Annotated in this window: 25 protein-coding genes; 7 read left to right on the top strand and 18 right to left on the bottom strand. The window is 45.4% G+C overall.

Annotated elements, in window-relative coordinates:
• Nucleotides 1–143 precede the first annotated feature (143 nt).
• Nucleotides 144–641 carry a signal peptidase I gene (lepB, locus tag BLV90_RS08625; RefSeq protein WP_091739306.1) on the bottom strand — a complete coding sequence of 166 codons (498 nt, stop codon included), beginning with the start codon at nucleotides 639–641 and terminating at the stop codon, nucleotides 144–146.
• A gap of 135 nt (nucleotides 642–776) precedes the next feature.
• Between lepB and BLV90_RS08620 the strand changes: the two genes are divergently transcribed.
• The 6 genes from BLV90_RS08620 (at nucleotide 777) to BLV90_RS08595 (ending at nucleotide 5,455) form a co-directional block, all read left to right on the top strand.
• Nucleotides 777–1,418: a YIP1 family protein gene (locus BLV90_RS08620; RefSeq protein WP_177167965.1), complete on the top strand. Its 642-nt coding sequence runs from the start codon at nucleotides 777–779 to the stop codon at nucleotides 1,416–1,418.
• Between the two features lie 23 nt (nucleotides 1,419–1,441).
• The gene (locus BLV90_RS08615; protein ID WP_091739300.1) at nucleotides 1,442–2,074 is read left to right on the top strand and encodes a YIP1 family protein; all 633 of its coding nucleotides are present in this window, start codon (nucleotides 1,442–1,444) and stop codon (nucleotides 2,072–2,074) included.
• Nucleotides 2,075–2,542: 468 nt separating this feature from the next.
• Nucleotides 2,543–3,073: a hypothetical protein gene (locus BLV90_RS08610; RefSeq protein ID WP_091739297.1), complete on the top strand. Its 531-nt coding sequence runs from the start codon at nucleotides 2,543–2,545 to the stop codon at nucleotides 3,071–3,073.
• A gap of 15 nt (nucleotides 3,074–3,088) precedes the next feature.
• Nucleotides 3,089–3,646 (top strand): CPCC family cysteine-rich protein, encoded by a 558-nt coding sequence (locus BLV90_RS08605; protein ID WP_218142289.1) that lies wholly within the window; start codon nucleotides 3,089–3,091, stop codon nucleotides 3,644–3,646.
• 510 nt (nucleotides 3,647–4,156) lie between these two features.
• Nucleotides 4,157–4,654, top strand: coding sequence for a GNAT family N-acetyltransferase (locus BLV90_RS08600; RefSeq protein ID WP_245726299.1), 498 nt, complete (start codon nucleotides 4,157–4,159; stop codon nucleotides 4,652–4,654).
• Nucleotides 4,655–5,050: 396 nt separating this feature from the next.
• Nucleotides 5,051–5,455 (top strand): hypothetical protein, encoded by a 405-nt coding sequence (locus BLV90_RS08595; protein WP_091739294.1) that lies wholly within the window; start codon nucleotides 5,051–5,053, stop codon nucleotides 5,453–5,455.
• A 63-nt stretch (nucleotides 5,456–5,518) separates the two neighbouring features.
• Here BLV90_RS08595 and BLV90_RS08590 read toward each other — a convergent pair whose 3' ends face one another.
• Entirely contained in the window at nucleotides 5,519–7,468 is a 1,950-nt protein-coding gene (locus BLV90_RS08590) for an alkaline phosphatase D family protein (protein WP_091739292.1), read from the bottom strand.
• Between the two features lie 491 nt (nucleotides 7,469–7,959).
• Here BLV90_RS08590 and BLV90_RS08585 point away from each other — a divergent pair, with 491 nt between their 5' ends.
• On the top strand, nucleotides 7,960–8,871 hold the full coding sequence (locus BLV90_RS08585) for a glycerophosphodiester phosphodiesterase (RefSeq protein WP_091739289.1): 912 nt from the start codon (nucleotides 7,960–7,962) through the stop codon (nucleotides 8,869–8,871).
• Nucleotides 8,872–8,973: 102 nt separating this feature from the next.
• Here BLV90_RS08585 and tuf read toward each other — a convergent pair whose 3' ends face one another.
• The 16 genes from tuf to sigH form a co-directional block, all read right to left on the bottom strand.
• On the bottom strand, nucleotides 8,974–10,161 hold the full coding sequence (gene tuf / locus BLV90_RS08580; protein WP_091739285.1) for an elongation factor Tu: 1,188 nt from the start codon (nucleotides 10,159–10,161) through the stop codon (nucleotides 8,974–8,976).
• A gap of 114 nt (nucleotides 10,162–10,275) precedes the next feature.
• Nucleotides 10,276–12,351 carry an elongation factor G gene (gene fusA / locus BLV90_RS08575; RefSeq protein WP_091739282.1) on the bottom strand — a complete coding sequence of 692 codons (2,076 nt, stop codon included), beginning with the start codon at nucleotides 12,349–12,351 and terminating at the stop codon, nucleotides 10,276–10,278.
• Between the two features lie 46 nt (nucleotides 12,352–12,397).
• Nucleotides 12,398–12,868: a 30S ribosomal protein S7 gene (gene rpsG / locus BLV90_RS08570; RefSeq protein WP_091739279.1), complete on the bottom strand. Its 471-nt coding sequence runs from the start codon at nucleotides 12,866–12,868 to the stop codon at nucleotides 12,398–12,400.
• Between the two features lie 39 nt (nucleotides 12,869–12,907).
• On the bottom strand, nucleotides 12,908–13,321 hold the full coding sequence (gene rpsL, locus BLV90_RS08565) for a 30S ribosomal protein S12 (RefSeq protein ID WP_091739276.1): 414 nt from the start codon (nucleotides 13,319–13,321) through the stop codon (nucleotides 12,908–12,910).
• Nucleotides 13,322–13,465: 144 nt separating this feature from the next.
• Nucleotides 13,466–13,714, bottom strand: a complete 249-nt coding sequence (locus BLV90_RS08560) for a 50S ribosomal protein L7ae-like protein (RefSeq protein ID WP_091739273.1) — start codon at nucleotides 13,712–13,714, stop codon at nucleotides 13,466–13,468.
• A gap of 90 nt (nucleotides 13,715–13,804) precedes the next feature.
• Nucleotides 13,805–17,425 carry a DNA-directed RNA polymerase subunit beta' gene (gene rpoC, locus BLV90_RS08555; protein ID WP_091739269.1) on the bottom strand — a complete coding sequence of 1,207 codons (3,621 nt, stop codon included), beginning with the start codon at nucleotides 17,423–17,425 and terminating at the stop codon, nucleotides 13,805–13,807.
• A 96-nt stretch (nucleotides 17,426–17,521) separates the two neighbouring features.
• Entirely contained in the window at nucleotides 17,522–21,064 is a 3,543-nt protein-coding gene (gene rpoB / locus BLV90_RS08550; protein WP_091739266.1) for a DNA-directed RNA polymerase subunit beta, read from the bottom strand.
• A 645-nt stretch (nucleotides 21,065–21,709) separates the two neighbouring features.
• Complete coding sequence (locus BLV90_RS08545; protein WP_091739263.1) at nucleotides 21,710–22,315, bottom strand: class I SAM-dependent methyltransferase; 606 nt, start codon at nucleotides 22,313–22,315, stop codon at nucleotides 21,710–21,712.
• 81 nt (nucleotides 22,316–22,396) lie between these two features.
• Nucleotides 22,397–22,759, bottom strand: a complete 363-nt coding sequence (gene rplL, locus BLV90_RS08540; protein ID WP_091739260.1) for a 50S ribosomal protein L7/L12 — start codon at nucleotides 22,757–22,759, stop codon at nucleotides 22,397–22,399.
• A 70-nt stretch (nucleotides 22,760–22,829) separates the two neighbouring features.
• On the bottom strand, nucleotides 22,830–23,339 hold the full coding sequence (gene rplJ, locus BLV90_RS08535; protein ID WP_091739258.1) for a 50S ribosomal protein L10: 510 nt from the start codon (nucleotides 23,337–23,339) through the stop codon (nucleotides 22,830–22,832).
• Nucleotides 23,340–23,571: 232 nt separating this feature from the next.
• Nucleotides 23,572–24,270, bottom strand: a complete 699-nt coding sequence (gene rplA / locus BLV90_RS08530) for a 50S ribosomal protein L1 (protein WP_091739255.1) — start codon at nucleotides 24,268–24,270, stop codon at nucleotides 23,572–23,574.
• A gap of 88 nt (nucleotides 24,271–24,358) precedes the next feature.
• A complete protein-coding gene (rplK, locus tag BLV90_RS08525; RefSeq protein WP_091739252.1) occupies nucleotides 24,359–24,784 on the bottom strand; it encodes a 50S ribosomal protein L11 in 426 nt (141 codons plus the stop codon).
• Between the two features lie 153 nt (nucleotides 24,785–24,937).
• On the bottom strand, nucleotides 24,938–25,471 hold the full coding sequence (gene nusG / locus BLV90_RS08520; protein WP_091739249.1) for a transcription termination/antitermination protein NusG: 534 nt from the start codon (nucleotides 25,469–25,471) through the stop codon (nucleotides 24,938–24,940).
• A gap of 56 nt (nucleotides 25,472–25,527) precedes the next feature.
• A complete protein-coding gene (gene secE / locus BLV90_RS08515) occupies nucleotides 25,528–25,752 on the bottom strand; it encodes a preprotein translocase subunit SecE (RefSeq protein ID WP_091739245.1) in 225 nt (74 codons plus the stop codon).
• A 33-nt stretch (nucleotides 25,753–25,785) separates the two neighbouring features.
• Entirely contained in the window at nucleotides 25,786–25,935 is a 150-nt protein-coding gene (rpmG, locus tag BLV90_RS08510) for a 50S ribosomal protein L33 (RefSeq protein WP_091739242.1), read from the bottom strand.
• A gap of 336 nt (nucleotides 25,936–26,271) precedes the next feature.
• Complete coding sequence (gene sigH / locus BLV90_RS08505) at nucleotides 26,272–26,928, bottom strand: RNA polymerase sporulation sigma factor SigH (protein WP_091739239.1); 657 nt, start codon at nucleotides 26,926–26,928, stop codon at nucleotides 26,272–26,274.
• Nucleotides 26,929–26,953: the final 25 nt, after the last annotated feature.

Here is a 26,953-nt window from a genome sequence, read left to right as displayed (position 1 = left end):
ATCCGTTCAATTTATTACCGATATGTCATTTTAGACAGTGCCATAAAACAGCGATCAGAACTTCTCTTGCTACTAAAATTCAGTACGTAACTAACTGATATTTCATATGAGGCGTCTTTGGCTTTTTGAGGTACTGATTTATTTTATTTAAACAGATGAAAACGTGATAGAGGCCAGATAATAGCGACAACCTTTTCATCCACTGCCTGATACGAAATTGGGCCGAGTGTACGGCTGTCGATACTTTGAGTTAGGTTGTCTCCTAAAACAAAGATATGTTGCTCTGGTATATAGATAGAGGGAAAACTAGATACCTTCTGTTTTTGCCATCCACAATTCCGTATAGGTTGTGAATTGACATAGATCCGCTGATTTTTTTCCTCAACCTGATCACCTGTCAATGCAGCTACTCTCTTAATATAAGGAATGCTTGTCTTTTTTGTCTGAAAAGTAATGATATCTCCCTTTTCAATTTCACTGGGTTTAGGATTACTCTGAAGGAGGATCACATCATGTGACTGAAAAGTTGGTTTCATACTCGATCCAGTAATAACACTCCAATCAAAAAAAGAAAAAAGAAAAAGGGCGATCAATATCATCCCTGACCAAATTGCGATTGCTATTTTAACTATCTTTTCCAATTTAATTCCTTCTCCTTTCTCAATTTCTTTTTAATACTAAATTATTACCATATTGATCTTGAGGTTTCTACTTGGGATTTATATAATTAAGGAGTGGAATTAAAACCTTTTCTCAAAAGAGTTATGGAGGATGCAATGAGCTATTTAGATGAAGAAAAAGAAATTAAACCTTGGCTTTCTATGTGGTTTAAACCAAGGAAAACGGTTAGGCAGTATCTAGATTCAGATCAGTCCAAGTGGATCTGGTTATTAGTTATTTTTTCAGGTATTAAATTCTTCCTTGATAATGCAGATGCTCAAAATGTAGGGGATAAAGTTTCTGCAGGTTCTATACTATTTTTATCAATGTTCTTTGGTTCGATAATTGGGATTATTCAGTGGTTAATTATGAGTGCTTCCCTAGCATTTATGGGAAAATTCTTTGATTTGCATGCCACATGGGGGCAACTAAGGAAAGCAATCAGCTTGTCCTATATACCGTTAGTATGGGGTCTTCTTATATGGATTGTAAAGATCTATGCCTTTGGTCAAGAAAACTTCACCGCACTAACACCCACAATTGACGCAAGCATCCCTCTCCTTGCTTTGATTGTCCTTTGCTACTTACTGAACTACCTGATCTTATGTTGGTATGTAATTGTTCTTAGTAAGAGTGTTGCTGAAGTATATGACATTTCTGCTTGGGGTGCCTTAGGGCTAATTATACTTACCATCATTGTACTTTCAGTAGCTTGTTTAATATTGTTTTTACCGTTTATTTTTATCTTTGCAAAATGATTAAGAACTAGAAAGGAACTCCGATGGAATCAATTAATCAATACCTTCGTTATGGTTTACTCTATTTATTCGTTCCCAAGCGTGTGGTAAATCAGTCGATCCATGTTTCCCTCCCTTGGTATATTGCCTTTGGTTTCGTTATTCTTTTTGGACTTGGCTTTACGATGGATCAGTTATCGTATCAGCGATTAGGGGATTACTTTGATTCTGGAACTATCCTCCTCCTCACTCTAGGCATTGGTTTAGGTGGAGGCCCTCTGATCTGGATGATCCTTACTTCGTTGTTTTATGGTTTAGGTAAGGTATTTAAAGGAGAAGCGTCCTGGAGGGAGATGCAAACAGCAGTGGCTGTTTCCTTCACACCCTATCTATTTAAATTAGGATTGTGGATGATTCAACTTATTTTGTTTGGTAATGAGATGTTTACTACTCTCTCACCCCGAATTGACCATAGCTTTTTTCTTACTCTATTTTACTTATTGATTTTTCTATTAGATGCCATCATTACAGTTTGGTATTTGATTCTACTCATCTTTGCAGTAAGTGAAGCTCACCAGTTTTCGGCTTGGGTTGGTTTTATCATCACCCTCGTTGCGATGGGATGTATATGGTTTGTTTCACAATATATTTTCAATCTAACTCTGTTTCCTATTTAAAGAGAATGAGAGGAGGAATAATGTTTAATGAATAGATGGAAGAGTTGGTTAAGTCAATTTGGTAAAATAATTAATAATCGGCGAGGCGCCTCTACTGTAGAATATGTTATCATTTTAGCAGCAGTTGCACTTATTTGAGGATTTTTATATACCACATTAAGTAGTAATCAAACTGAAACAGCTATCAAACAAAAAATTAATGATGCAATTGAAGGGAAAGTAGGGGCTGGCCAAGAAGTCCCAGGTAAAGATAACCCTAACCAAAAACCACTACCCAAGAATAAACCAACTCTATCTCCCAAACCTTCGCCAAAGAAAGATAAGGGCTTTTTCAATAAAGTAGGTAATTATTTCTCATCAGGAAAGGTCCTCGATGATACCTTCAATATCGGAAAAGAAACAGCTAATTTTCTACTACTAGATGATTTATCTGGTTGTGCCACTGGTAAAGATATGGATGGCAATCAAGTGGGCGGTTGGGAAAGAGCCATTAGTTGTGGTTCCATGATACCTGTAGCAAAGCCCATCAAAGCATTAAAATATGGTGACGAAGCGGTAGGATTTGCAAAGAAGCTGGACAAAGGTCTTTCAAATAGCAGCGCTGGTAAAAAAGCAAGGAAAGCGAAAGATAAAGTTGATGATGTAGCGCAGAAGAAGAAAAAGTTTAAGTGTGCGTGTAAGCCTGCTGCATCTGTTAAATGGAAGGGTTTTCGAAAAAATAGTCTTGCACCACATTACGAAAAACATGGACATGAATTTGGAAATATAACTCAAGGAGAGTATTTTAAAAAAGCAAAGGAATTTGCGACTGAAACAGGAAAATCGTTTCAAGAAACAAACGTAGGTAATTTTGTTATAAAATATGATCCTGATACACGTCGTACTCTGATTGGGCATATAAAGAATCGAGAAATACGAACTTTTTATAAGGCTGATTATAGAGATGAGGATCCGTATAATGCAGCTATTGAATTAGCAAAAGAATTAAGCCGGAAATAAAGGGGATGAGTTTTTGTGGAAAGAGATCAGGCTATATTAATTATAGTTGAGAATGAGTTAAGGGGGCTAACAAAAGAAAAGCGTGAGGAGATGTTGCTAAATTGGTGGAGCATTGATGAAGAGGATTCAGAGTTTAATAGATTGTCAGATGGGTTACAGAAAGAAATAGTAGAGGAAAGTGGCCCTCTATATGATCCCTTGAATAAAAAATATGACCCTTTAATATTGGAAGGATTAAAAAATAAATTTATCGGCGTTAAAAATGCGTATTTATCCAAAAGAGTATCTAATATCGAGGATAGAGAAATTATTGTGACTGGAGAAGAAGAAAAATTATTCGCTTGTCCATGTTGTAGATATAGAACAATAGAGGACCGTGGACATTATGAAATATGTCCTGTATGTTTTTGGGAAGATGATGGAAGTGATCAAGCTACAGTCTACAGCTTTCCTAATCATATGACTTTAGAACAGGGGCGCTTTAATTTTGATAAATTTGGATGCGTAAATGATAGATTGAAAAATAAACTTTGTAAAGACTCTGTTGATATGTATATCTATGAGGTTAAGTAGGTTAATATAACGGTATTTGTGTAAGCAAATATAAAGCTCATCAAAAATCAGAAAGGGACAACTGCCCCTATATTTGAATCTATGATGTACATATGTTTAAGTACATCATAATTAATGTAGAAAAATTTGAACTTGTTTCTGCGTCTGAATAGAAATAAATATGCATGGTTGATTTATACGTGTTATTGATGTTAAATAGGGATCAGCTTCCTACTTGGGGGATTTTAACGATTAAAGATATTTAACAAACGCAGCATCTATAGCTATGGATGCTGCGTTTGATGTAGTCTAGAACAGCAAATGGGATAAATAACTGAGAAAAAGGAAACTGAAGTGTTCATCGACAACACTTCAATAAATTATATAAAATTACCCACGAAGGAAGTGCTTGGAGTTTTTCAGCTGTGAGAGTATCGAATTCTGAATTTAAAAAGCACCCTAAGATAACTTATTTAATAACACAATTTTTCTTTTCTGTTGGTTACCACACATACTCAAGGAGGTTCCCCCATGATCATTCGCAAAGCAACCATCGACGACACATCCAACATTGCTAAAGTTCAGGTGGAAAGCTGGAGAAGTACGTACTCAGGCTTCATTCCTGCTGATTATCTTGATTCTCTTTCTCTCTCTGAAAAAGAGGCTCTCTGGCACAAAGTGATATCGGCTAATAAAAGTAGCACTTACGTTGTGGAAATACCCTCTCATCAGGTCATCGGATTTGTAAACGGGGGACCTGAACAGACAGGGGCGTTCCCATATAGTCATGAGCTTTATGCGATATACATTCTAAAGGAATACCAGCAACAAGGCTTAGGTATCCGGCTGTTTCAAGAATTAGCGAAGGATGGTATTCACTCTTTTGTTGTGTGGGTTCTAGCACAGAATCCGTCCCGTGAATTTTATAAATATCTGGGAGGAAGAAAAATTGCAACGGAGATGGTTACGATTGGTGGGGTGAATTTAGAAGAGGTGGCTTATGGAATTACCCTAACTAAAATGAAATGACTTGAATTATTAGAGCTTATATCCTCTGCTTCGTATCTCAATTGCCCGCATTTCGGGAATTCGTTATTGAAGCATTAAAATGCGCAAAAACAGAACAACCTCGTAGCTATGAGTACTCCGAATGGACGAATTTATAACACAAACCTATATCTAACTGAAGAAAACACTGCTGATCCCATGGTTTCCATGGGATCAGCAGTGTTTTTTAATTGGATCAAAACTGAGAAAAGGAGGTAAATGGGCAAAAATAAGAAAAATTGCAGGCTAAAAATTAGCAAACCAACTTCTAAAAAAAGAATTGGATAACATTACCGCTCTGCTGAGCACTGTGACCCTGCTAAAATAGAGTTACAAATTATAAAGAAATAATACCTCGGTTATGATGGAGGAAGTTTTATGGCATTTAAAAAGCCGAAAAAACCACCTGAGGAAAAAAACATATTTAGGATTGTGAACAAGCAACCGGTGTCACTGGAAAAAGTACTCATGGACCAACGATTGTCACTGAAATCAAAAGGGCTGATGTGCCTGTGTCTTATAACAAAATCGGATGAGAGCCCGTTTAATTTTGCACATCTAATTGAAAGATCAAATAATGGTAGAGTTTCAGTGCAATCAAGTATCACTGAACTGAAAAATTCAGGATATATACAACAAGTAGTCATTCGCAGAGTCGGTAAGATCAGTAGCTACGAATACTTAGTCTTCGAAGACCCCAGTCAAAATCCATTTGATCCTGAAGTATGGGGAGAAATCATATATGTTACTGAAGAGGATAGAGAATGTGGATTGCTTGAATAACCGATTTAGCACAAACAAAACCGGGACAGTTTCGCACTGTCCCGGTTTTTCTATCTTAAGCATTTAATCTTTCAAAATTCGTAGCTCTGCTTGATCGCGGGGTACCTCACATTGGAAAAGAAGGCTTTTTCCTGTACTGGTTGGCGACTTGATATCCTCTACGCTATAGGCTGACCAGGTCGCTTTATTGTGGGATAACTCCAAGACGGCATATCCATAAGTAGTGCTATTAAAAAGTTTCAACCACGGATTCTCCACGCTAACAAGATTAAAAATCTTCTCAAGGATTTTATCGATCACGTCATCCATTATATCCTGCTCACGGATTTTATTTTTCTTCGCTTTTTCCTGCGCATCCTCAATTAACTTCCCTGCATCAATTTTAGAGAGAATCTCATCAAAAGCTTCCTCAGGAATCGGATAAGAATTGGATGATTTCCTTTTCTTCGCCATAGGTAAGATACCTCGCACTTTATCCTTCGCCATATCGGCATAGTTGGCAGAGTTGATGGATCCCACCATAAATTCGACACCCAGAGCCTCCTCATCGCGATCTTTCTTAAAATCATCCTTAACGATCGCTGCCTCATAACTGTGTAAATCCCCTGTGAGGATGATCCAATTTTTAATCCCTGCTTTTTTCAATTCGGAGGTGATGATTTTCCGCTCACCACTATACCCATCCCAAGCATCTAGATTCATATAGCGGCCTAGAATTTTCATCGGTGTAAACTGCACACCATTGGCCCATATCTTCCATACATTTTTGGATTTTTGCATGCGATCCAAGAACCAATCCCGTTGCTTACTCACTTGATTACCAAACATCGATTGGTTGGGGTCGAACATCTTATCGCATCCATTGGCAAAAAACTTGTCTGATGATTTGCTTCCACAGGGTGGTGCATCTCGATATAAACGTTCATCCGTGAGAATCAGTTCAGCCAAATCACCAATGGCAATTGATCTATATATTTGAAATTCCGAGAACTTTTGTTTGCGATCAAAGTGCACTCGTGCCGGTGTATATTCAAACCAGGCTTGGTTGGCAATCAGTCTTCGCCCAGGATTGGATTGATCACTATCATCAGGTGCTATAGCGGGATAGTAGGTATCATTCGCGAACTCATGATCGTCCCAGATCGCAACCATAGCATGGTTTTGATGAAGGAGTTGTAGATCTTTATCCGACTTTATCGTTTGATAAAGAAATCGATAATCATCGATGGTAAAGGCATGATCAGCGCCACTAGGTAGCTGGATCTTTCGTTCAGCCACCGTCCCATACTCCACCTCAGCGTAGATATAATCCCCTAGGTGAACGACAAAATCTAACTCCTCCTCAGCCAGATTTCGTACCGCATGGAAATATCCATTGGTATAGTCCTGACAGGTTAACTGGCCAATCTTCACAGATGGTAGATGTGCCCCCTTTGATGGCAAAGTTTTAAATCGACCCGTCTGACTAACCAATCCCGACTTCGTGATAAAGCGATAATAGTATGTTTTTTTCGATTCCAGATGTCCATCCAAATCCACTTTAGCTACATGATCAAACCCATTCCAGATTGGAGTATAGCATCGCATAGCAAGTTTATTAAAGGTTGGAACTTCGGATACTTCAACCATGATAAACTGCCCATCTTCGATTGCTTGCCGGACGGCTTTGTTGGGGGGCTTCGATCCAGAGTCTAGCCACTGCACTAAACTCATATCAAAATCATCCCCAGATAGACCGGCTTTCTCTTCTGCAGGATCCACCCTTGTCCACAATATGGCCCCTGTAGCAGTTGGATCCCCAGCTGCTATGGATTGGGGAAATCCTTTACCTACTGCGCCCTTTGGTTGAAAGACTGGTAAATCGTATGCCTTAATAGCGGATCGTGTATCGCCATCAGCCAACACCTTCGAAATTAATCCACCACCAAAGCTTTGTGCAACAACCAATGCTGAACCAGTCAATAACGATTTGAGAAATACCCGTCTACCCTTGTCCATTTCTTTTGAATCCACGTGTAGTCCCCTCTCATTGTTACATGGTTAATGATGCATGGTGTTTTTCAGTCAAATTTACTTTGCGCTACCTTCTACATCAGTCATATTGAAGGAAGCTACACCTTTCCTGCCCATACTTCATTGTAGGACATTACGTGAAAATCACCAACCCTCTTTTTGCTGATTTACCGATAAATAAAGCAATTTTTCACGATCGTCATTATAACTTTACAGAAAAATAAAACCACTAGAGCTAAAAACTGCTTGAATACCGTAGAACGCGGCCTCAATACGTTCCTTTCCCACTCACGACCGCACTCCCAAACGGTAGGCACCCTATATTCTTTTGCGCAAAACGCTGCTCTTTTCCTTTCTTCTCAAAGGATAAATTTAGTACCCGATTGAAGGTATGGGATTCTTATCTTCGCAAAAAATAAAGTACACTTCCCGTATATCCAATCCACCTCTTTCCTCAAAGTACCTCAGTCCACACCTAGGAGCGATTTCATATGAGTCAAGGAAACCGATTTATTACAGTCACTATGACGGTTATAACCTTCTTCATCCTAATCTCCACCGTATCATGTGCCAATCAAAAGAACGCATCTCTGATTCCTTCTAGTCAATCCAATGTGTTAGTAATCGCTCATCGAGGAGCTTCTGGATATGCCCCAGAGCATACACTACCTTCGTATAACCTCGCTAAAAAAATGAAAGCCGACTATCTAGAAGTGGATTTACAACGAACGAAGGATAACAAACTGGTCATTATTCACGATGAGACACTGGATCGAACAACCACTGGTACCGGACGTGTCAAGGACCACACCTTAGCAGAAATAAAAAATCTCGATGCAGGTTCTTGGTTTAATAACATGTACCCGAAGTTAGCCGACAGGGAGTTTGCAAAACAAAAAATCCTTACCTTAGATGAAATACTTAGTTACTATGGGAATGGAGTAAAGTATTATATTGAAACCAAGGCTCCAGAAGTTTATCCAGGCATGGAAAAAGAGCTTCTAGCCATGTTAAAAGCCCATCTTCTATTAGATAAAAAATCATTGCAAAAGCGACAAGTCATTATTCAATCCTTCAGTGCAGATAGCTTGAAAAAAATCCATAAGATGAACCCTGATATCCCCCTTGTTCAATTACTTTGGTACACCGGAAAAGGCAAAGGACAGATCAGCAAAAAGCAGATGAACATCTATGACGACTATGCCTTCGCCGTTGGACCCAACATTGAAAAAATTGATGCAGCATACGTTAAGAAGGTTCGTGGCCATGGACTAGCCGTTCACCCTTATACCCTCAATGATCCTAATGCGATACAGAAAACATTGAACTGGGGTGTGGATGGGATGTTTACTAACTACCCAGATCGTCTTCATGATGCGGTTTTTAAGAGAAGTCGGCGGTAATAGGGCCTCCATTTGGAGCTATCTTCGATACTTCCCCATGTCCATGCATATTTTAACCACAAAAAAAGCCCCTCCATAAAAGGAGAGGCTTTTTCCGTAGAATTACTCAAAGATGGTGGTTACTGCGCCAGCACCTACGGTACGGCCACCTTCGCGAACAACGAAACGAGTTCCGTTTTCAACAGCGATAGGAGCGATCAATTCTACGTCCATTTCGATGTTGTCGCCAGGCATAACCATTTCGGTACCTTCTGGCAGTTGAATTACACCAGTTACGTCCGTTGTACGGAAGTAGAACTGAGGACGGTAACCGTTGAAGAAAGGAGTGTGACGACCACCCTCATCTTTGGAGAGGATATATACTTGAGCTTTAAACTTGGTGTGCGGTTTTACACTACCAGGTTTAGCAAGTACTTGACCACGTTGGATATCTTCACGGTTTACACCACGGAGAAGAGCACCAATGTTGTCTCCAGCTTCAGCTTGATCCATCAACTTACGGAACATCTCAACACCGGTAACAACCGTTTTACGGGTATCAGTAATACCGATGATTTCAATCTCGTCAGATACTTTAATAACGCCTTGTTCTACACGACCGGTAGCAACTGTACCACGACCAGTGATGGTGAATACGTCCTCAACAGGCATCAAGAATGCTTTATCGATGTCACGTGCAGTGGTAGGCACGTACTCATCTACAGCTTTCATCAAATCAAGGATTTTCTCAGCCCAGTCGCTATCTGGGTTTTCAAGAGCTTTTAGAGCAGAACCAGCTACAACTGGGATGTCATCGCCAGGGAAGTCGTACTCGGAGAGAAGTTCACGAACTTCCATTTCTACGAGTTCCAACAACTCTTCATCGTCAACCATGTCGACTTTGTTCAAGAATACGACGATGTGCTCAACACCAACCTGGCTGGAGAGCAGGATGTGTTCACGAGTTTGAGGCATTGGGCCGTCAGCAGCGGATACAACGAGGATTGCACCGTCCATTTGAGCAGCACCAGTGATCATGTTTTTAACATAGTCAGCGTGACCTGGGCAGTCTACGTGAGCATAGTGACGGTTTTCAGTTTCGTACTCAACGTGAGCGGTGGAGATGGTAATACCACGCTCGCGCTCTTCAGGAGCATTATCGATTGAATCGTAAGCCATAGCGGTTGCGCCGCCAGCTTTGGACAAGATGGTGGTAATTGCAGCAGTCAGCGTGGTTTTACCGTGGTCAACGTGACCAATAGTACCAACGTTAACATGGGGTTTCGTACGTTCAAACTTAGCTTTTGCCATGTCGTTACATCCTCCCTTAAATCTTTCATCAGTTTGTTTGATGTATGAGGGAGAAAGTCTTAACGGTATGAACCGTTTGACTTTCTTCACCGATTGATTCAGCTTGCCAATGGCTTATTGACCAGAGGCTTTCGCTATAATCTCATCCGCGATGTTCTTCGGCACTTCTTCATAGTGATCAAAGTGCATGGAGTAAACACCGCGGCCTTGCGTGCGAGAACGGAGGTTGGTTGCATAGCCGAACATTTCAGCCAGCGGAACCATTGCACGGATGACCTGACCGCCAGAACGTGCTTCCATTCCTTCTACACGACCACGACGGGAACTTACATCCCCCATCACGTCACCCATATACTCTTCGGGGACAGTGACTTCCACTTTCATGACGGGCTCAAGCAACACGGGGTTACATTTACCTTTGGCTGCTTTAAGTGACATAGAACCAGCAATCTTAAAGGCCATTTCCGAGGAGTCAACATCATGGTAGGAACCATCAACGATGGTAGCTTTAAGGTCTACTAAAGGATAGCCAGCAATTACCCCATTCTGCATCGACTCTTCAATCCCTGCCTGAACAGCTGGGATGTATTCTTTTGGTACTACACCACCGACGATCTTGTTGACGAACTCAAAGCCGCCACCAGCATCCATCGGTTCAAACTCGACCCAAACGTGACCGTATTGACCACGACCACCGGACTGGCGGACAAACTTACCTTCCACCTTAGCCCCGTTACGGAAGGTTTCGCGGTAGGCTACCTGAGGTTGACCCACATTAGCGTCTACTTTGAATTCCCGCTTCAAACGGTCAACGATGATATCCAAATGCAGTTCGCCCATCCCTTTGATGATCGTCTGCCCAGTTTCTTCATCGGTTTCCGTCCGGAAGGTCGGATCTTCTTCAGCCAATTTGGCAAGAGCGATCCCCATTTTATCCTGGTCACTTTTGGTCTTCGGCTCGATGGCAACGTTAATTACCGGCTCAGGGAAGACCATGGATTCCAGGATAATCGGGTTTTTCTCGTCACACAGAGTATCACCCGTACCGGTGTCTTTCAGACCCACAGCAGCTGCGATATCTCCAGCGTAGACGGTTTTGATCTCTTGACGGGAGTTCGCATGCATCTGGAGAATCCGGCCAACCCTCTCTCGTTTCTCCTTGGTGGAGTTCAAGACATAAGAACCAGAATCCAGTGTACCGGAATACACCCGGAAGAAGGTTAATTTACCCACATAGGGGTCTGTCATGATTTTGAAAGCAAGGGCTGCAAAAGGCTGATTGTCATCGGATTCGCGAGAGACTTCGCTACCATCAGGTAGTTCACCTTGGATAGCAGGTACGTCTAGTGGCGACGGCATGTAGTCTACTACCGCATCCAGCATCGGCTGAACCCCTTTGTTCTTGTAGGAAGAACCGCAGAACACAGGGATGATCTGAACGTCGCATACACCTTTGCGCAATGCTGCTTTCAGTTCTTCTTCTGTGGTCTCTTCACCCTCGAGATACTTTTCCATCAACTCTTCATCGAGTTCTGCGATGGATTCGATCATATGGGTACGGTATTCTTCCGCTTGCTCTTTGTACTCATCAGGAATATCGCGGGCTTCCGTAGTAGTCCCGAGATCATCCAAGTAGTAGTACGCCTCATTTTTGATCAGGTCGATGATTCCTTCAAAGGTATCTTCTTTCCCGATCGGTAGTTGGACAGGCACCGCGTTCGCTTTCAGGCGATCACGCATTTGCCCTACCGCACCGAGAAAGTCTGCACCGATGATGTCCATTTTGTTTACGTATGCGATCCGGGGAACATGGTATGTGTCCGCCTGACGCCATACGGTTTCGGATTGGGGTTCTACGCCACCTTTAGCGCAGAAAACTCCAACCGCTCCATCGAGCACGCGGAGGGAACGCTCAACTTCAACGGTGAAATCCACGTGACCTGGCGTATCAATGATGTTGATACGATGGTCGTTCCACTGAGCGGTTGTCGCAGCAGAGGTAATGGTAATCCCCCGCTCTTGTTCTTGCTCCATCCAGTCCATCGTGGCAGCACCTTCGTGTACTTCACCAATCTTATGAACTCGACCAGAGTAGAACAGAATCCGTTCAGTCGTTGTGGTTTTCCCAGCGTCGATGTGAGCCATGATCCCAATATTGCGCGTGTCTTTTAAGGAGAACTCACGTGCCATCGGAAACTGTCTCCTTTCGTGTTGGGAAAAAAGCTTAGGACGAATCTTACCAGCGGTAGTGAGCAAACGCACGGTTTGCTTCTGCCATACGGTGGATGTCCTCTTTTTTCTTAACCGCTGCACCAGTGTTGTTAGCAGCATCCATTAGTTCATTAGCCAAACGCTCCTGCATGGTTTTTTCACCGCGCAGACGAGCGTAGTTAACGATCCAGCGAAGTGCTAGACTCGTGCGGCGTTCTGGCTTTACTTCAATCGGCACTTGATAGTTCGCACCACCCACACGGCGAGCTTTTACTTCAAGCACCGGCATAACGTTTTTCAGAGATTGTTCAAAGACTTCCATCGGGTCCTTGCCAGCTTTATCACGTACGATATTGAATGCATCGTACAAGATTTTTTGGGCTTTACCCTTTTTCCCGTCATGCATCAGACGGTTGATCAAACGAGTGACCAACTTGCTACTGTATAGCGGATCAGGTAGGACTTCCCGTCGCTCTACGGGTCCTTTACGAGGCATGGTTTCCCCTCCTTTGCTGTAATGTCACGGATGCGCAAATTATTTCTTAGGGCGCTTGGTACCGTATTTGGAACGACCTTGCATCCGGTTTTGTACGCCAGCGGTGTCGAGAGCGCCGCGTACGATATGGTAACGTACACCTGGCAAGTCTTTTACACGACCACCGCGCACCAATACCACAGAGTGCTCCTGCAGGTTGTGACCTTTCCCCGGGATGTAAGCCGTCACCTCGATGTTGTTGGACAGACGCACACGAGCATATTTCCGCATTGCGGAGTTCGGCTTTTTCGGTGTCATCGTACCTACACGGGTGCATACCCCACGTTTTTGCGGAGAGCTTTGGTCCGTCGCTTTCTTCTTGTAGCTGTTATATCCTAGTTGCAGGGCGGGTGCAGTGGATTTTTCCACTTTACTTTTCCGACCTTGGCGGATCAGCTGGTTAATAGTTGGCATGGTGTCACCTCCTCTTTATTTAAGTCCACAGAGCCAGGCGGTTCATTTTGAGGCATAAAATTGGAACCCACCCCAAACCGAACCGCGTCCTCTTCCGCAGAACGCGGTTCGGTTTGGGTATATAGCGGGCTTCCAATCATTCGCTCATTTTAGAACTGCAGCCGTCGCAGCACCTACGTCAATCCCACAGGCTCTGCCTAACTCTTTCATAGAGTCAACATAGACGACGGCGATACCATGGTTTCGGCAAAGGGTAGAGAGGGCTGTAGTCAACCGCTCATCAGCGTCCCGAGCTATCAGGACTTCTTCTGCCTTCCCCTGTTCAATCGCCTTCTTGGTCTGCTTGGCTCCGATCACAATCGTTCGCGCCTCTTTCACTTTATCATAAGACAAGAAAGTCGCCCTCCAAAGTGAATTTGACCCAAGCACACGAAGACATCTTACCATCTAGCATTCTCAATGTCAACAAGTGGATAGACCCTCTTAATCGACGAGAACCGTTGGTTCTATTGCTTCGCTCTCCTTCGCAGAGGCTTGATTGCCTTCTTTGGTTCCCATATGGCGATAACGGGACATCCCTGTACCAGCAGGAACCAGTTTTCCGATGATCACATTCTCTTTCAAGCCAAGGAGACGATCGACTTTTCCTTTGATCGCTGCATCCGTCAGAACCCGTGTGGTCTCCTGGAAGGAAGCCGCAGAGAGGTAGGATTCTGTCTCTAGGGAGGCTTTGGTAATCCCTAGTAGGATCGGACGAGCTACTGCTGGTTCACCTTCTTCAGTGAGGGTCTCTTGGTTTGCTTTCTCGTAATCATGGATCTCAACAAAGGAACCAGGCAACAACTTGGTATCTCCAGAATCAGTGATCCTCACTTTGCGCATCATTTGCCGGATCATAACCTCAACGTGCTTATCATTAATTTCTACCCCTTGCAGGCGGTAAACCTTCTGCACTTCTTGCAGGATGTACTCCTGTACACCCCGTACACCCTTGACCTGAAGAAGCTCTTTCGGGTCAATGGAACCTTCAGTCAGTACATCTCCAGTTTCGACCGCGTCTCCAAGCTGGATCTTGATCCGAGAACCGTAAGGAATCGTGTAGGTTTTGGTTTCAACTTCACCCTCGATCTCCACTTCACGACGGTCCTTCACTTCACGAATATCGATCACTTTTCCGCCGATCTCGGTAATCGTCGCTTGCCCCTTCGGATTCCGAGCTTCAAAGAGCTCCTGAATACGAGGCAAACCTTGGGTGATATCGTCTCCAGCCACACCACCAGTGTGGAAGGTACGCATGGTCAACTGGGTACCTGGTTCACCGATGGATTGTGCCGCGATGATCCCAACCGCTTCACCAATCTCCACTCGTGTACCTAAGGCCAAGTTGCGCCCGTAACATCTGCGGCAGACACCGTGGTGTGTCCTACAGGAGAGAACAGAACGAATCTGCACTTCCTTCACGCCTGCTTCCACCACAACAGCGGCCAATTCTTCATCGATCAACTGATTGCGTTGAACGAGAACTTCTCCGGTCTCCGGATGACGTACAGTGTTAAAGGCAAGACGACCCACAATACGATCGAAGAGCTCTTCGATCACTTCGCCGCCATCTGCGATATCAGAGACAGGTAGCCCCTTATCTGTACCACAATCATCTTCACGCACGATAACATCCTGGGCCACATCCACAAGCCGACGGGTGAGGTAACCGGAGTCAGCAGTACGAAGAGCCGTATCAGCCAATCCTTTCCGCGCACCGTGGGTGGAGATGAAGTATTCCAACACCGACAGGCCTTCACGGAAGTTCGATTTAATCGGCAACTCGATGATCCGACCCGATGGGTTAGCCATCAACCCACGCATCCCAGCAAGCTGGGTGATCTGCGAAACGTTACCACGAGCACCCGAGTTAGCCATCATAAAGATCGGGTTAAATTTACCCATTTGCTTCATTAAGACTTCCGTAATATCGTCCTTCGCTTGACTCCAAATAGCAATGACGCGTTCATACCGCTCTTCATCGGTAATCAGACCCCGACGATATTGCTTCAGAACAGTTTCTACCTTCCCCTGAGCCTCTTCGAGGATACCAACCTTCTCTTCCGGCACAATAACGTCAGAGACAGACATGGTGATCCCAGCCTTGGTGGAGTAGGAGTAACCGAGAGCTTTGATATTGTCGAGCAGGACAGAAGTTTCCTTCGTACCAAAACGACGGAAGCATTCGGAGATGATCGATCCGAGGAACCCTTTTTTCAGAGCCCCAGCATCAGGCAGGGCCTTAATTCGTTTTGGAATATCTTCACCCTTGTCGTAGATGAAGTATTTTTCTGGAGTTCCCTTGGTCAAATTCTCCTTGGAAGGTTCATTGATATACGGGAATTCTTCCGGGAAAATCTCGTTGAAAATCAATTTCCCAACGGTGGTGATCAACAACGCTTCTTTTTGCTTCTCTGTAAAGTTAGGTTTATCGATGCTTTTTACTGGGATCGCAATCCGAGTGTGCAAGCTAACGTAACCCTGGGTGTACGCGTTGATCCCTTCCCCTACAGTCGAGAAGACCTGCCCTTCACCTTCATCCCCCTCACGCTCCATGGTGAGGTAGTAGGAACCAAGCACCATATCTTGAGAAGGTGTAACAACCGGTTTACCATCTTTGGGGTTAAGGATGTTTTGAGCAGCCAACATCAACAGGCGAGCTTCCGCTTGTGCTTCTGCGGACAAAGGTACGTGAACAGCCATTTGGTCCCCATCAAAGTCCGCGTTGTATGCCGTACAAACAAGAGGATGGAGGCGAATAGCCCGCCCTTCAACGAGAATGGGCTCGAATGCCTGAATTCCCAAGCGGTGAAGCGTAGGTGCCCGGTTAAGGAGCACGGGATGTTCTTTAATGACTTCTTCAAGTACATCCCACACTTCAGGATGAACCCGTTCAACCTTCCGCTTGGCACTCTTGATGTTGTGAGCTAACCCTTTCGCGACAAGCTCTTTCATCACAAAGGGTTTAAATAGTTCCAGCGCCATTTCCTTCGGCAAACCGCACTGATACATCTTCAGGTACGGACCAACAACGATTACGGAACGGCCAGAGTAGTCTACCCGTTTACCCAAGAGGTTTTGGCGGAAACGACCCTGCTTCCCTTTTAGCATATGGGAGAGGGATTTTAATGGACGGTTACCAGGACCCGTAACCGGACGGCCGCGACGACCGTTATCGATCAATGCATCGACAGCCTCCTGCAACATCCGCTTTTCATTCTGTACAATGATATCTGGAGCGCCGAGGTCAAGAAGACGCTTCAGGCGGTTATTCCGGTTAATCACCCGGCGATACAGATCATTAAGGTCTGAGGTAGCAAACCGCCCCCCATCCAACTGTACCATCGGGCGCAATTCTGGTGGGATCACTGGCAGGACATCGAGTACCATCCAGTCAGGATCATTGCCTGATGCACGGAAGGATTCAAGTACTTCCAAGCGTTTGATCGCACGGTTGCGACGTTGCCCTTGGGCCGTGTTCATCTCTTCCTTCAAGCTTAGTACATCTTTATCGAGGTCGATATCTGCCAACAGGCGTTTAATGGCTTCAGCACCCATCATCGCACTAAAGGCGTTACCATACTTCTCCCGATAGTTGCGATACTCCTTTTCCGAGAGAAGCTGCTTCTTCTCCAACGGAGTGGCACCTGGATCGACGACCACATAGGAGGCGAAGTAGATTACTTCTTCGAGAGAACGGGGAGACATATCGAGTACCAAGCCCATCCGGCTTGGAATTCCTTTGAAATACCAAATGTGGGAAACTGGAGCCGCAAGTTCGATGTGGCCCATACGTTCCCGACGTACTTTAGAACGGGTTACTTCTACGCCGCAACGATCACAAACGACGCCTTTATAGCGAACCCGCTTGTACTTCCCGCAATGACATTCCCAGTCCTTCGTAGGTCCGAAGATCTTTTCGCAGAAGAGACCTTCCTTTTCCGGCTTCAACGTCCGGTAGTTAATCGTCTCCGGCTTTTTCACTTCACCCCGAGACCAGGAACGAATTTTATTGGGGGAGGCGAGTCCGATTTTCATAAACTCAAAGTTATTGACGTCCAGCACTGGTCATTCCCTCCTCAGGATCATCCATATCCAAAGCGCGCGCTTCTCATGATCCTTTGATGACGAAACGCCTCATAGATCGAGGCCCCACGGCGGTCAGGATGATCGCTCGACTTCCGTCTCCATCTCCAAACCAATTTTCTCAGAAGTCGGCTCATCTTCATCATCGAGTTCCCGCATCTCGATCTCTTCTTCATCCCCAGATAGGATCTTTACATCCAAGCCAAGGCTTTGCAGTTCTTTGATCAAGACCTTAAAGGATTCAGGCACACCAGGTTCGGGGACATTTTCTCCTTTGACGATCGCTTCGTAGGTTTTTACACGGCCCACCACGTCATCGGACTTAACAGTGAGGATTTCTTGTAGGGTGTAGGCAGCACCATACGCTTCAAGCGCCCACACTTCCATCTCCCCAAACCGCTGCCCACCGAACTGAGCCTTCCCGCCGAGAGGTTGCTGTGTAACGAGAGAGTATGGACCTGTCGACCGAGCATGGATCTTGTCATCAACCATGTGAGCCAATTTAATCATGTACATCACACCGACGGTTACGCGATTTTCAAAAGGATCCCCAGTACGTCCATCGAAGAGAGTTGTTTTACCATCTGCATCGAGCTCTGCTTCTTCTAAAGCGCTAAATACATCCTGCTCTGTCGCACCATCGAAGACCGGGGTAGCCATATGAAGACCCATCTGACGAGCCGCCATACCAAGATGAACTTCCAACACCTGACCGATGTTCATCCGCGATGGTACACCCAGTGGGTTCAAAACAACTTGGACAGGAGTACCATCAGGTAGGAAAGGCATATCTTCCTCAGGAAGTACCCGAGCGATAACCCCTTTGTTTCCGTGACGTCCAGCCATTTTGTCCCCTTCAGAGATCTTCCGCTTCTGAGCGATATAGACACGTACCAATTGGTTAACACCTGGTGGTAGTTCATCGCCATTTTCCCGTTCAAACACTTTTACGTCGACAACGATCCCGTCGGTACCATGGGGTACACGAAGAGAGGTATCGCGTACTTCCCTCGCCTTTTCACCGAAGATCGCGTGGAGTAGACGCTCCTCAGCCGTCAGCTCCGTAACCCCTTTTGGAGTTACTTTACCAACGAGGATGTCACCGGATTTGATCTCCGCACCAATGCGGATAATCCCACGCTCATCTAGGTTTTTCAGCGCATCTTCACCGACGTTGGGGATATCCCGGGTGATCTCTTCTGCTCCCAGTTTGGTATCCCGTGCTTCGGACTCATACTCCTCGATATGAACAGAGGTGTAGACATCCTCTTTCACCAATTTCTCTGAGAGAAGAATAGCATCTTCGTAGTTGTACCCCTCCCACGTCATGAAAGCAACAACAACGTTACGACCTAGCGCCATCTCACCCTGATCGGTAGAGGGGCCATCTGCCAAGGTATCCCCGACAGCTACTTTTTCACCCGCGCTAACAATCGGACGTTGGTTAACGCTTGTTCCTTGGTTGGAGCGGATGTACTTGTGCAGCTTATAGCGATCGAGATCACCTTTTACGGGACGCCCATCCACTTCTTCCTCATGGCGGACCCAAACTTCCTCTGCACTTACCCGTTCCACCGTACCTGGGCGCTTCGACAAGACCATAACCCCGGAATCCCGAGCCGATACATACTCCATTCCCGTTCCGACAAAGGGAGCTTCTGGCTTCAAGAGCGGCACTGCTTGCCGCTGCATGTTAGAACCCATCAGCGCACGGTTGGAGTCATCATTCTCAAGGAATGGGATACATGCTGTCGCTACAGATACTACCTGCTTTGGCGATACATCCATGAAGTCAACCCGTTCACGAGGAACTGGCATCGTCTCTTCTTTATAACGAACGATGACCTGTTCATTCACAAAGCAGTAGTCATCATCCAATGGTGCATTTGCCTGGGCAACATAGTAGTTGTCCTCTTCATCCGCAGTCAAATAAACGATCTCAGTCGTTACCTGATTGGTCTCTGGATCTACTTTACGATAGGGGGTTTCAATAAACCCATAATCGTTGATTCGAGCATAGGAAGACAATGAGTTGATCAACCCAATGTTCGGACCCTCAGGAGTTTCAATCGGGCACATCCGACCGTAGTGAGAGTGGTGAACGTCACGCACCTCAAAGCCTGCCCGTTCCCGAGTCAAACCACCAGGACCCAGAGCAGAGAGACGCCTTTTATGGGTCAGCTCAGCCAAGGGGTTGGTTTGATCCATAAACTGAGACAACTGAGAGCTACCAAAGAACTCCTTAATCGAGGCAATCACAGGGCGGATATTGATCAAAGCCTGTGGGGTAATCGCATTGGCATCTTGAATCGACATCCGTTCGCGAACCACACGCTCCATCCGAGAAAGTCCGATCCGGAATTGGTTCTGCAAAAGTTCACCCACAGAACGAAGACGACGGTTACCCAAGTGATCGATATCATCGGTGTTCCCTACTCCATGCAATAAGTTGATGAAGTAGTTAATTGAGGCGATGATATCTTCTGGAGTAATGTTTTTTACGGACTGATCCACATTGCCATTGGACATTACTTGAATCACTTTGCCTTCTTCCACAGGGGAGAAGATCTTAACCGACTGAATCTTGATCGAACCGTCCTCGGGCACACCCCCACGTACAGAGTGTTCCACCCAGCCAAAGCTATCTTCCTTTTCAAGCACAGGCATTAGACGGTGAATCACACGCCGGTCGATGACCTGTCCTGCCTCAGCGATAATTTCACCTGTTTCAGGTTCGATCACACTCTCGGCCAACCGTTGGTTTAAGAGACGGTTTTTGATATGAAGCTTCTTGTTCATTTTATAGCGACCCACATTGGCTTGGTCATAGCGCTTGGGATCGAAAAAACGAGAGAATAAAAGACTACGTGCGTTATCCGCTGTTGGTGGTTCACCTGGACGTAAACGCTCATAGATTTCAATCAATGCCTTTTCCGTGTTCCCTGTATTGTCCTTATCCAAGGAATTACGAAGATACTCATCATCACCAAGTAAATCGAGAATCTCAGCGTCGCTAGAGAAACCTAGAGCACGCAAAAGGACCGTCACCGGTATTTTCCGCGTACGATCAATCCGCACGTAGATGATGTCTTTGGCGTCGGTTTCAAATTCTAGCCACGCTCCTCGGTTAGGGATCACCGTAGCAGAGTATGTCAATTTGCCGTTCTTATCGACCTTACTGTTATAGTAAACGCTGGGCGAGCGTACAAGCTGACTAACAATAACACGCTCAGCACCGTTGATGACGAAGGTGCCAGTATCGGTCATCAAAGGAAAATCACCCATGAAGACTTCCTGTTCCTTCACTTCACCCGTTTCTTTATTGATCAAACGTACTTTCACCCGCAATGGGGCAGCATATGTGACATCCCGCTCTTTAGACTCATCAACACCATACTTGGACTCTTCCAACGTATAGTCGATGAATTCTAACACGAGATTGCCCGTGAAGTCTTCAATAGGTGAGATGTCTTGGAACATCTCTCTCAGTCCTTGATCCAAGAACCACTGATAGGATCGTTGCTGTATTTCGATCAGGTTAGGCAGATCCAAAACCTCATTGATCCTTGCGTAACTGCGCCGCTTTCTCCGACCGTACTGGACTAGTTTACCTGCCAAACGAGCTCCCCCCTCAAACCCAATCGGATGTGCACACTCTCCAACCGAGACCGTGCGACACCTCAACGCTTAGCGTCTTCGGGTTGCGTGCACCGCACAAAGCGGTGTTACTACGAATCTTGCATATCTCCTACCTTAAGGAAAACCAAAATCAACCGTTATGCTTCACTCTCAATGAAGAACTATCATTCTCCAATAAAATTCAAACTTGCCAAATCTCCCGCATAGTCAAGCGTTAGCGGTGTTATAAAATAAAAGGGGCGATGAAAGTCTGTTCTTCAAGCAGGAAATTCCGGTGCACTTGAAGAAAAAATATAAGGAAACTACGTACATATGTGCTGACTAGCAAATCGGCACGAGAGAGCACCCGGTCAAACTTTAGTCTAAAATCCGTCTAAGTAGGAAATCCCCCCTAAAAAACCGACAACCACTAAAAGGATGTGACGGTTTATAAATCACCCTCAAAATACCGCATTTTTCCAGCGACGAGGGTCCATTTATACAGGGTTGACAAAAAGACTCTTACTCATACACAACAAAAAACACCCGTACGTTGTTGGATTCCAATTTCAACAAGCAATGGGTTTAGCATTCTAAAACAATATCACAGCACTAAACCCGTGTCAATCAATATCTTTCAGCTTTTTATGCTTCTTTTTTTGCCTTTAAAATCCAAAATCCCTTTTTTTGTACTGCGCGCTCGACTGTAGAAAATAATTCTTCCAATCGAGTTTTTGCAGAAGGACCCCCGTGTTGCTTGCGGATGACTACCCATAACACCCCGCCCGACGTCAAACATTCATGTGATTCTGTAAATAAACGGTGAACGGTCTCCTTACCTGAACGAATCGGCGGATTGGTGATCACAGCATCAAAGCGTTGCTCAGACAACTCTTCTAATCCATCGCTTTCGCAGACTGTAATCCGCTCCCCAACTCCATTGCGGTCAGCATTTCTCCGCGCAAGTTCCAGGGCTCGCTGGTTCACATCCACCATCGTCACTAAGCTATCCACTACCGTATGTGCAATCGCGATTCCTACTGGTCCATATCCACATCCCAGATCCAGCACTGTAGCTCCCGCCGGGACTTCCGCAGTCTCAATCAAAAGCCGTGTACCATAATCGATGCTATCCTTGGCAAAAACCCCACGGTCCGCTGTGAAACGAAAATGGGATCCGCGCAATTCCGCTTCGATGGCTCTCTCCTGACTTTTTGCTCGTGGCTCTGAACTATAGTAGTGCTCGCTCATGCCGCTCTCTCCTTACAGAATCTAATTGATAGAAAAAAAGACCCGCCAGATTCCTGACCGGCGGGTCCGGCTAGCCGATGGTTATTTAAGTTCTACCGTAGCACCAGCTTCTTCCAACTGGGACTTAATTTCTTCTGCTTCATCTTTAGAAGCGCCTTCTTTGACTGGTGCAGGTGCGCCATCAACGAGAGCTTTTGCTTCTTTCAGGCCGAGACCTGTAACACCACGAACAGCTTTGATAACGTTGATTTTAGAGGAACCAGCGTTAGTTAGGACTACATCGAACTCCGTTTGCTCTGCAGCAGCTTCACCAGCAGCGCCACCAGCAGCAGCTACTGGAGCAGCAGCGGTTACACCAAATTCTTCTTCGATTGCTTTAACAAGGTCGTTCAATTCAAGAACGCTCATGCCTTTGATCGCTTCAATGATTTGCTCTTGACTCATGAGATAGTACCTCCCAAAAATATTGTAGTAGTGATGCGCCTATGAAACGCACCCTATAGTTTGATAACTCTTAAGCTTCTTGAGCTTCGCCAGTATCTTCTTTGTCTGCCACCGCTTTGACGGCCAGAGCAAAGTTGCGTACTGGAGCTTGCATAACGGAAAGCAACATGGATAGAAGACCCTCGCGGGAAGGAAGCTCAGCAAGTGCTTTCACTTCATCCAGGGTTACTACACGGCCTTCTACAACTCCACCTTTAATTTCAAGCGCCTGATGATCTTTAGCGAACGTATGCAACACTTTTGCTGGAGCAACTACGTCTTCCTGGGAGAAGGCGACAGCTGTCGGTCCTACTAAGTGCTCATCTAGTTCGTTTAGATTCGATTCAGACGTTGCACGGCGGGTCATGGTATTTTTCAAGACACGATATTCGACACCCGCTTCACGCAGTTGTGAACGAAGTTCATTCATCTCAGCAACGGTTAGCCCGCGGTAGTCGGTGATGATCGTCGATTTGCTGTTTTGAAACTTCTCAGCGATCTCAGCTACCACTTGTTTCTTGCTCTCGATTGCCTCGGACATGAACCACACACCTCCTTTGAGAAAATCAAACCGCAACCATTGAAAAAAGCCTTCGCTGTTTGCAGACGAAGGCCGGGAACATACCGTGATCGTTTCCTTACAGGAACACATCATGATACAAAATCCCTTGGCCTCGGTCGAAATTAAGTGCAGTAAAGCACACCGACTGTCTGCGGCTAGAGCTTTATTCAGTTATCACGGTACAGTTTATTTTAGTAACCACTAAATGAAATTAGCGGCCAATAAAACGCGAAGTGCCAACAGAGACACCAGGTCCCATCGTAGAGGAAACAGCGGCATTTTTAACATAAACGCCTTTTGCAGCAGCTGGCTTCGCTTTGATCAAGGTTTCGATCAGAGTAACGAAGTTTTCAACCAACTTCTCGGTGTCGAAGGAAACTTTCCCGATCGGAGCGTGGATGTTACCAGATTTATCCGCACGGTATTCAATCTTACCGGCTTTTACCTCTTCAACAGCTTTCGCTACTTCAAAAGTAACGGTGCCTGTTTTCGGGTTCGGCATCAAACCGCGAGGTCCGAGAATACGGCCTAGTTTACCAACTTGACCCATCATATCGGGAGTAGCAATTACGACATCGAAGTCGAGCCATCCTCCAGTTACTTTTGCTACGAGATCTTCTTCGCCTACGAAATCAGCACCAGCGGCTTCCGCCTCTTTTGCCTTTTCTCCTTTAGCGAAAACGAGTACTCGTTGCGTTTTACCAGTACCATGAGGAAGAACAACTGCTCCTCGTACTTGTTGGTCAGCCCGCTTGGTATCGATACCCAAACGGAAAGCTACTTCAACCGTTTCGTCAAACTTTGCTGGAGCGACCTCTTTGACGAGACGAAGCGCTTCTTCCACTTCGTAGGATTGTTCCCGGTCGATCTTTTTCAGCGATTCTTGATATTTCTTGCCATGTTTAGCCACGGGTATTCCCCCCTTCGTGGTGATAACGGATATTCCTCCCACTCGTGTACCGGCCCGTGGCGGCCTTGCACACGTGTTCCATACTTGATCAGTCTTCGACGTTGATGCCCATGCTACGAGCGGTACCTTCAACCATCTTCATAGCACCTTCGACATCAGCAGCGTTCAGATCAGGCATTTTCAGTTCAGCGATTTCGCGAACTTTATCCCGCTTGATCGTTGCGACCTTATTCTTGTTAGGCTCGCCAGATCCCTTGTCAAGACCTGCGGCTTTTTTCAACAATACAGCAGCCGGAGGTGTTTTCGTGACGAAGGTGAAAGAACGATCTTCAAAAACGGTAATCACTACAGGAATGATCATACCCGCTTGATCAGCAGTGCGAGCGTTGAATTCCTTACAAAAACCCGGAATGTTAACACCAGCTTGACCCAGTGCCGGACCAACAGGCGGTGCTGGGTTGGCCTTGCCGGCGGGAATTTGCAACTTCACAAGTTTGATGACTTTCTTGGCCAAACCATCCAACTCCCTTCTAAGTGTGGTTTTCTCGGGCTATACCCTCCCACGGTCGAACAACCAAAGCGCGAAGGATGCCTAAGCGCTTTGGCTTGCGAATCCAAACATTCATAATGTAGCATACTTTTTTCCAAAACGGAAGAAAAAAGCCGATTAAAGTTTTTCCACCTGGTAAAAATCGAGTTCCACCGGGGTTTCCCGACCGAACATGTTTACCAGCACCTTCAGCTTCTGACGGTTGATATCTACCTCTTCAATCGAGCCTACAAAGTTAGCAAATGGACCTTCCTTCACTTTTACGCTCTCAGAGATTTCAAAATCAACCTTCGCCCGAGCTTCTTCCATTCCCATTTGGTTGAGAATAGTGTGCGCTTCCTCTGGCAGAAGGGGGGTCGGCTTTGAACCGGACCCAGTGGAGCCCACGAATCCCGTAACACCTGGTGTATTGCGTACCACATACCACGAGTCGTCGGTCATAACCATCTCGACAAGGACATACCCCGGGAAGACTTTTCGTTGGACGGATTTACGCTTCCCATCCTTATGTTCAATTTCTTCCTCCGTCGGTACGAGGACGCGGAAAATTTTATCCTCCATATCCATTGAGTGGAGGCGTTTTTCCAAGTTTGTCTTTACTTTGTTCTCGTATCCTGAGTACGTGTGGACAACATACCAGTTCTTCTCCATGCAATCGGGGCCGGATCGCCCCGTCCCCCCTTATGACAAATTACTGCCGACGGTACTTACTTTTGAATAACATCAAACAAACTAGCTAACCCCATATCAATCACAAATACGTATAGAGTAACTAGAACCACCGTTACCAAAACCACAGTAGTGTAGTTAACCATCTCTTTGCGATTAGGCCAACGAACTTTCTTCAGTTCAGCTACACCGGTCGAGAAGAAGCCGGTTGTCCCAGAAACACTTTTTTTGATATTGGTTCCCAATTGGCCGAAAAAACCCATGCACCGATCCCTCCTGCGGAAATCTCCCAATCATCACTTTGTTTCGCGGTGCGATTTGTGCCCATTACAACGGGGGCAGAACTTACGAAACTCCATCCGGTCGGGATGTTTTCGTTTATTTTTGGTGGTGGAATAATTGCGCTCTTTGCAATCGGTGCAAGCTAGCGTCACCAGTACCCGCATTTGACACACCTCCTTGACTCCGCATCCAGCGGACCCTAACTCACGGGCGTTATACAAAATACCCAAACAACATTATCATAGAGTGTCGATCATGTCAATGAATGACAGTCGTTACTCTAGAGGGCGATTGCAAGCGTTTTTTCCGTACTCTAGAGGCCTTCTCTTTCTCTGCCAGTATATCCCCACTGCGCTTTCAGTCAAACCTCGTTCATCCATTCAATTTTCTTGTATAAAGGAAAAGGATTTTGGCGATTGGTGTCGAAACCCTTCCCTAAGGCTAAAGAAAAAAAGAAAGAGGGTCTCCCCTCCATCCTCAGCGATCACATAATATTATCATTAAGTGCTCACTTCACGTACTTCCAAGTAACGCTCTAGTTTTCGCTTTACCCTTTGCAGGGCATTGTCGATAGATTTAACATGCCGTTTCAGATCGACAGCAATTTCCTGATAGGACCGACCATCAAGATAGAGCATCAAAACCTGACGTTCAAGTTCACTTAAGATTTGCGACATCTTATCTTCTATATCGTCAAACTCTTCTTGATTGATATAGAGTTCTTCTGGGTCAGAAACACGCCCACCTGTGAGGACATCCATCAACGTACGGTCTGAATCTTCGTCGTAAATGGGCTTGTCCAAAGAGACATAGGAATTGAGGGGGATGTGTTTTTGACGTGTCGCAGTTTTGATCGCAGTGATGATTTGGCGGGTAATACATAATTCTGCAAAAGCTTTAAATGAAGCCAGCTTGTCCCCTCGGAAGTCACGAATCGCTTTATAGAGACCGATCATTCCCTCTTGGACGATATCTTCATGGTCCGCTCCGATTAGAAAATAGGAGCGGGCCTTCGCCCGGACAAAATTTTTGTATTTACTGATCAATTGCTCCAATGCGGCGCCGTCAGCCATACGTACAGCTTCCACCAGCATCTCGTCGGTCATCGCTTCATCAGTTGTGGACACGCTCCATTGAAGATTGACACTCACCTTCATCCCTCCGACCCGTGGGGTGGAAAAC

It is taken from the genome of Marininema mesophilum (assembly GCF_900106775.1).
GTDB lineage: Bacteria > Bacillota > Bacilli > Thermoactinomycetales > DSM-45169 > Marininema > Marininema mesophilum.
This window is presented reverse-complemented; position numbering and strand designations above follow the sequence as displayed.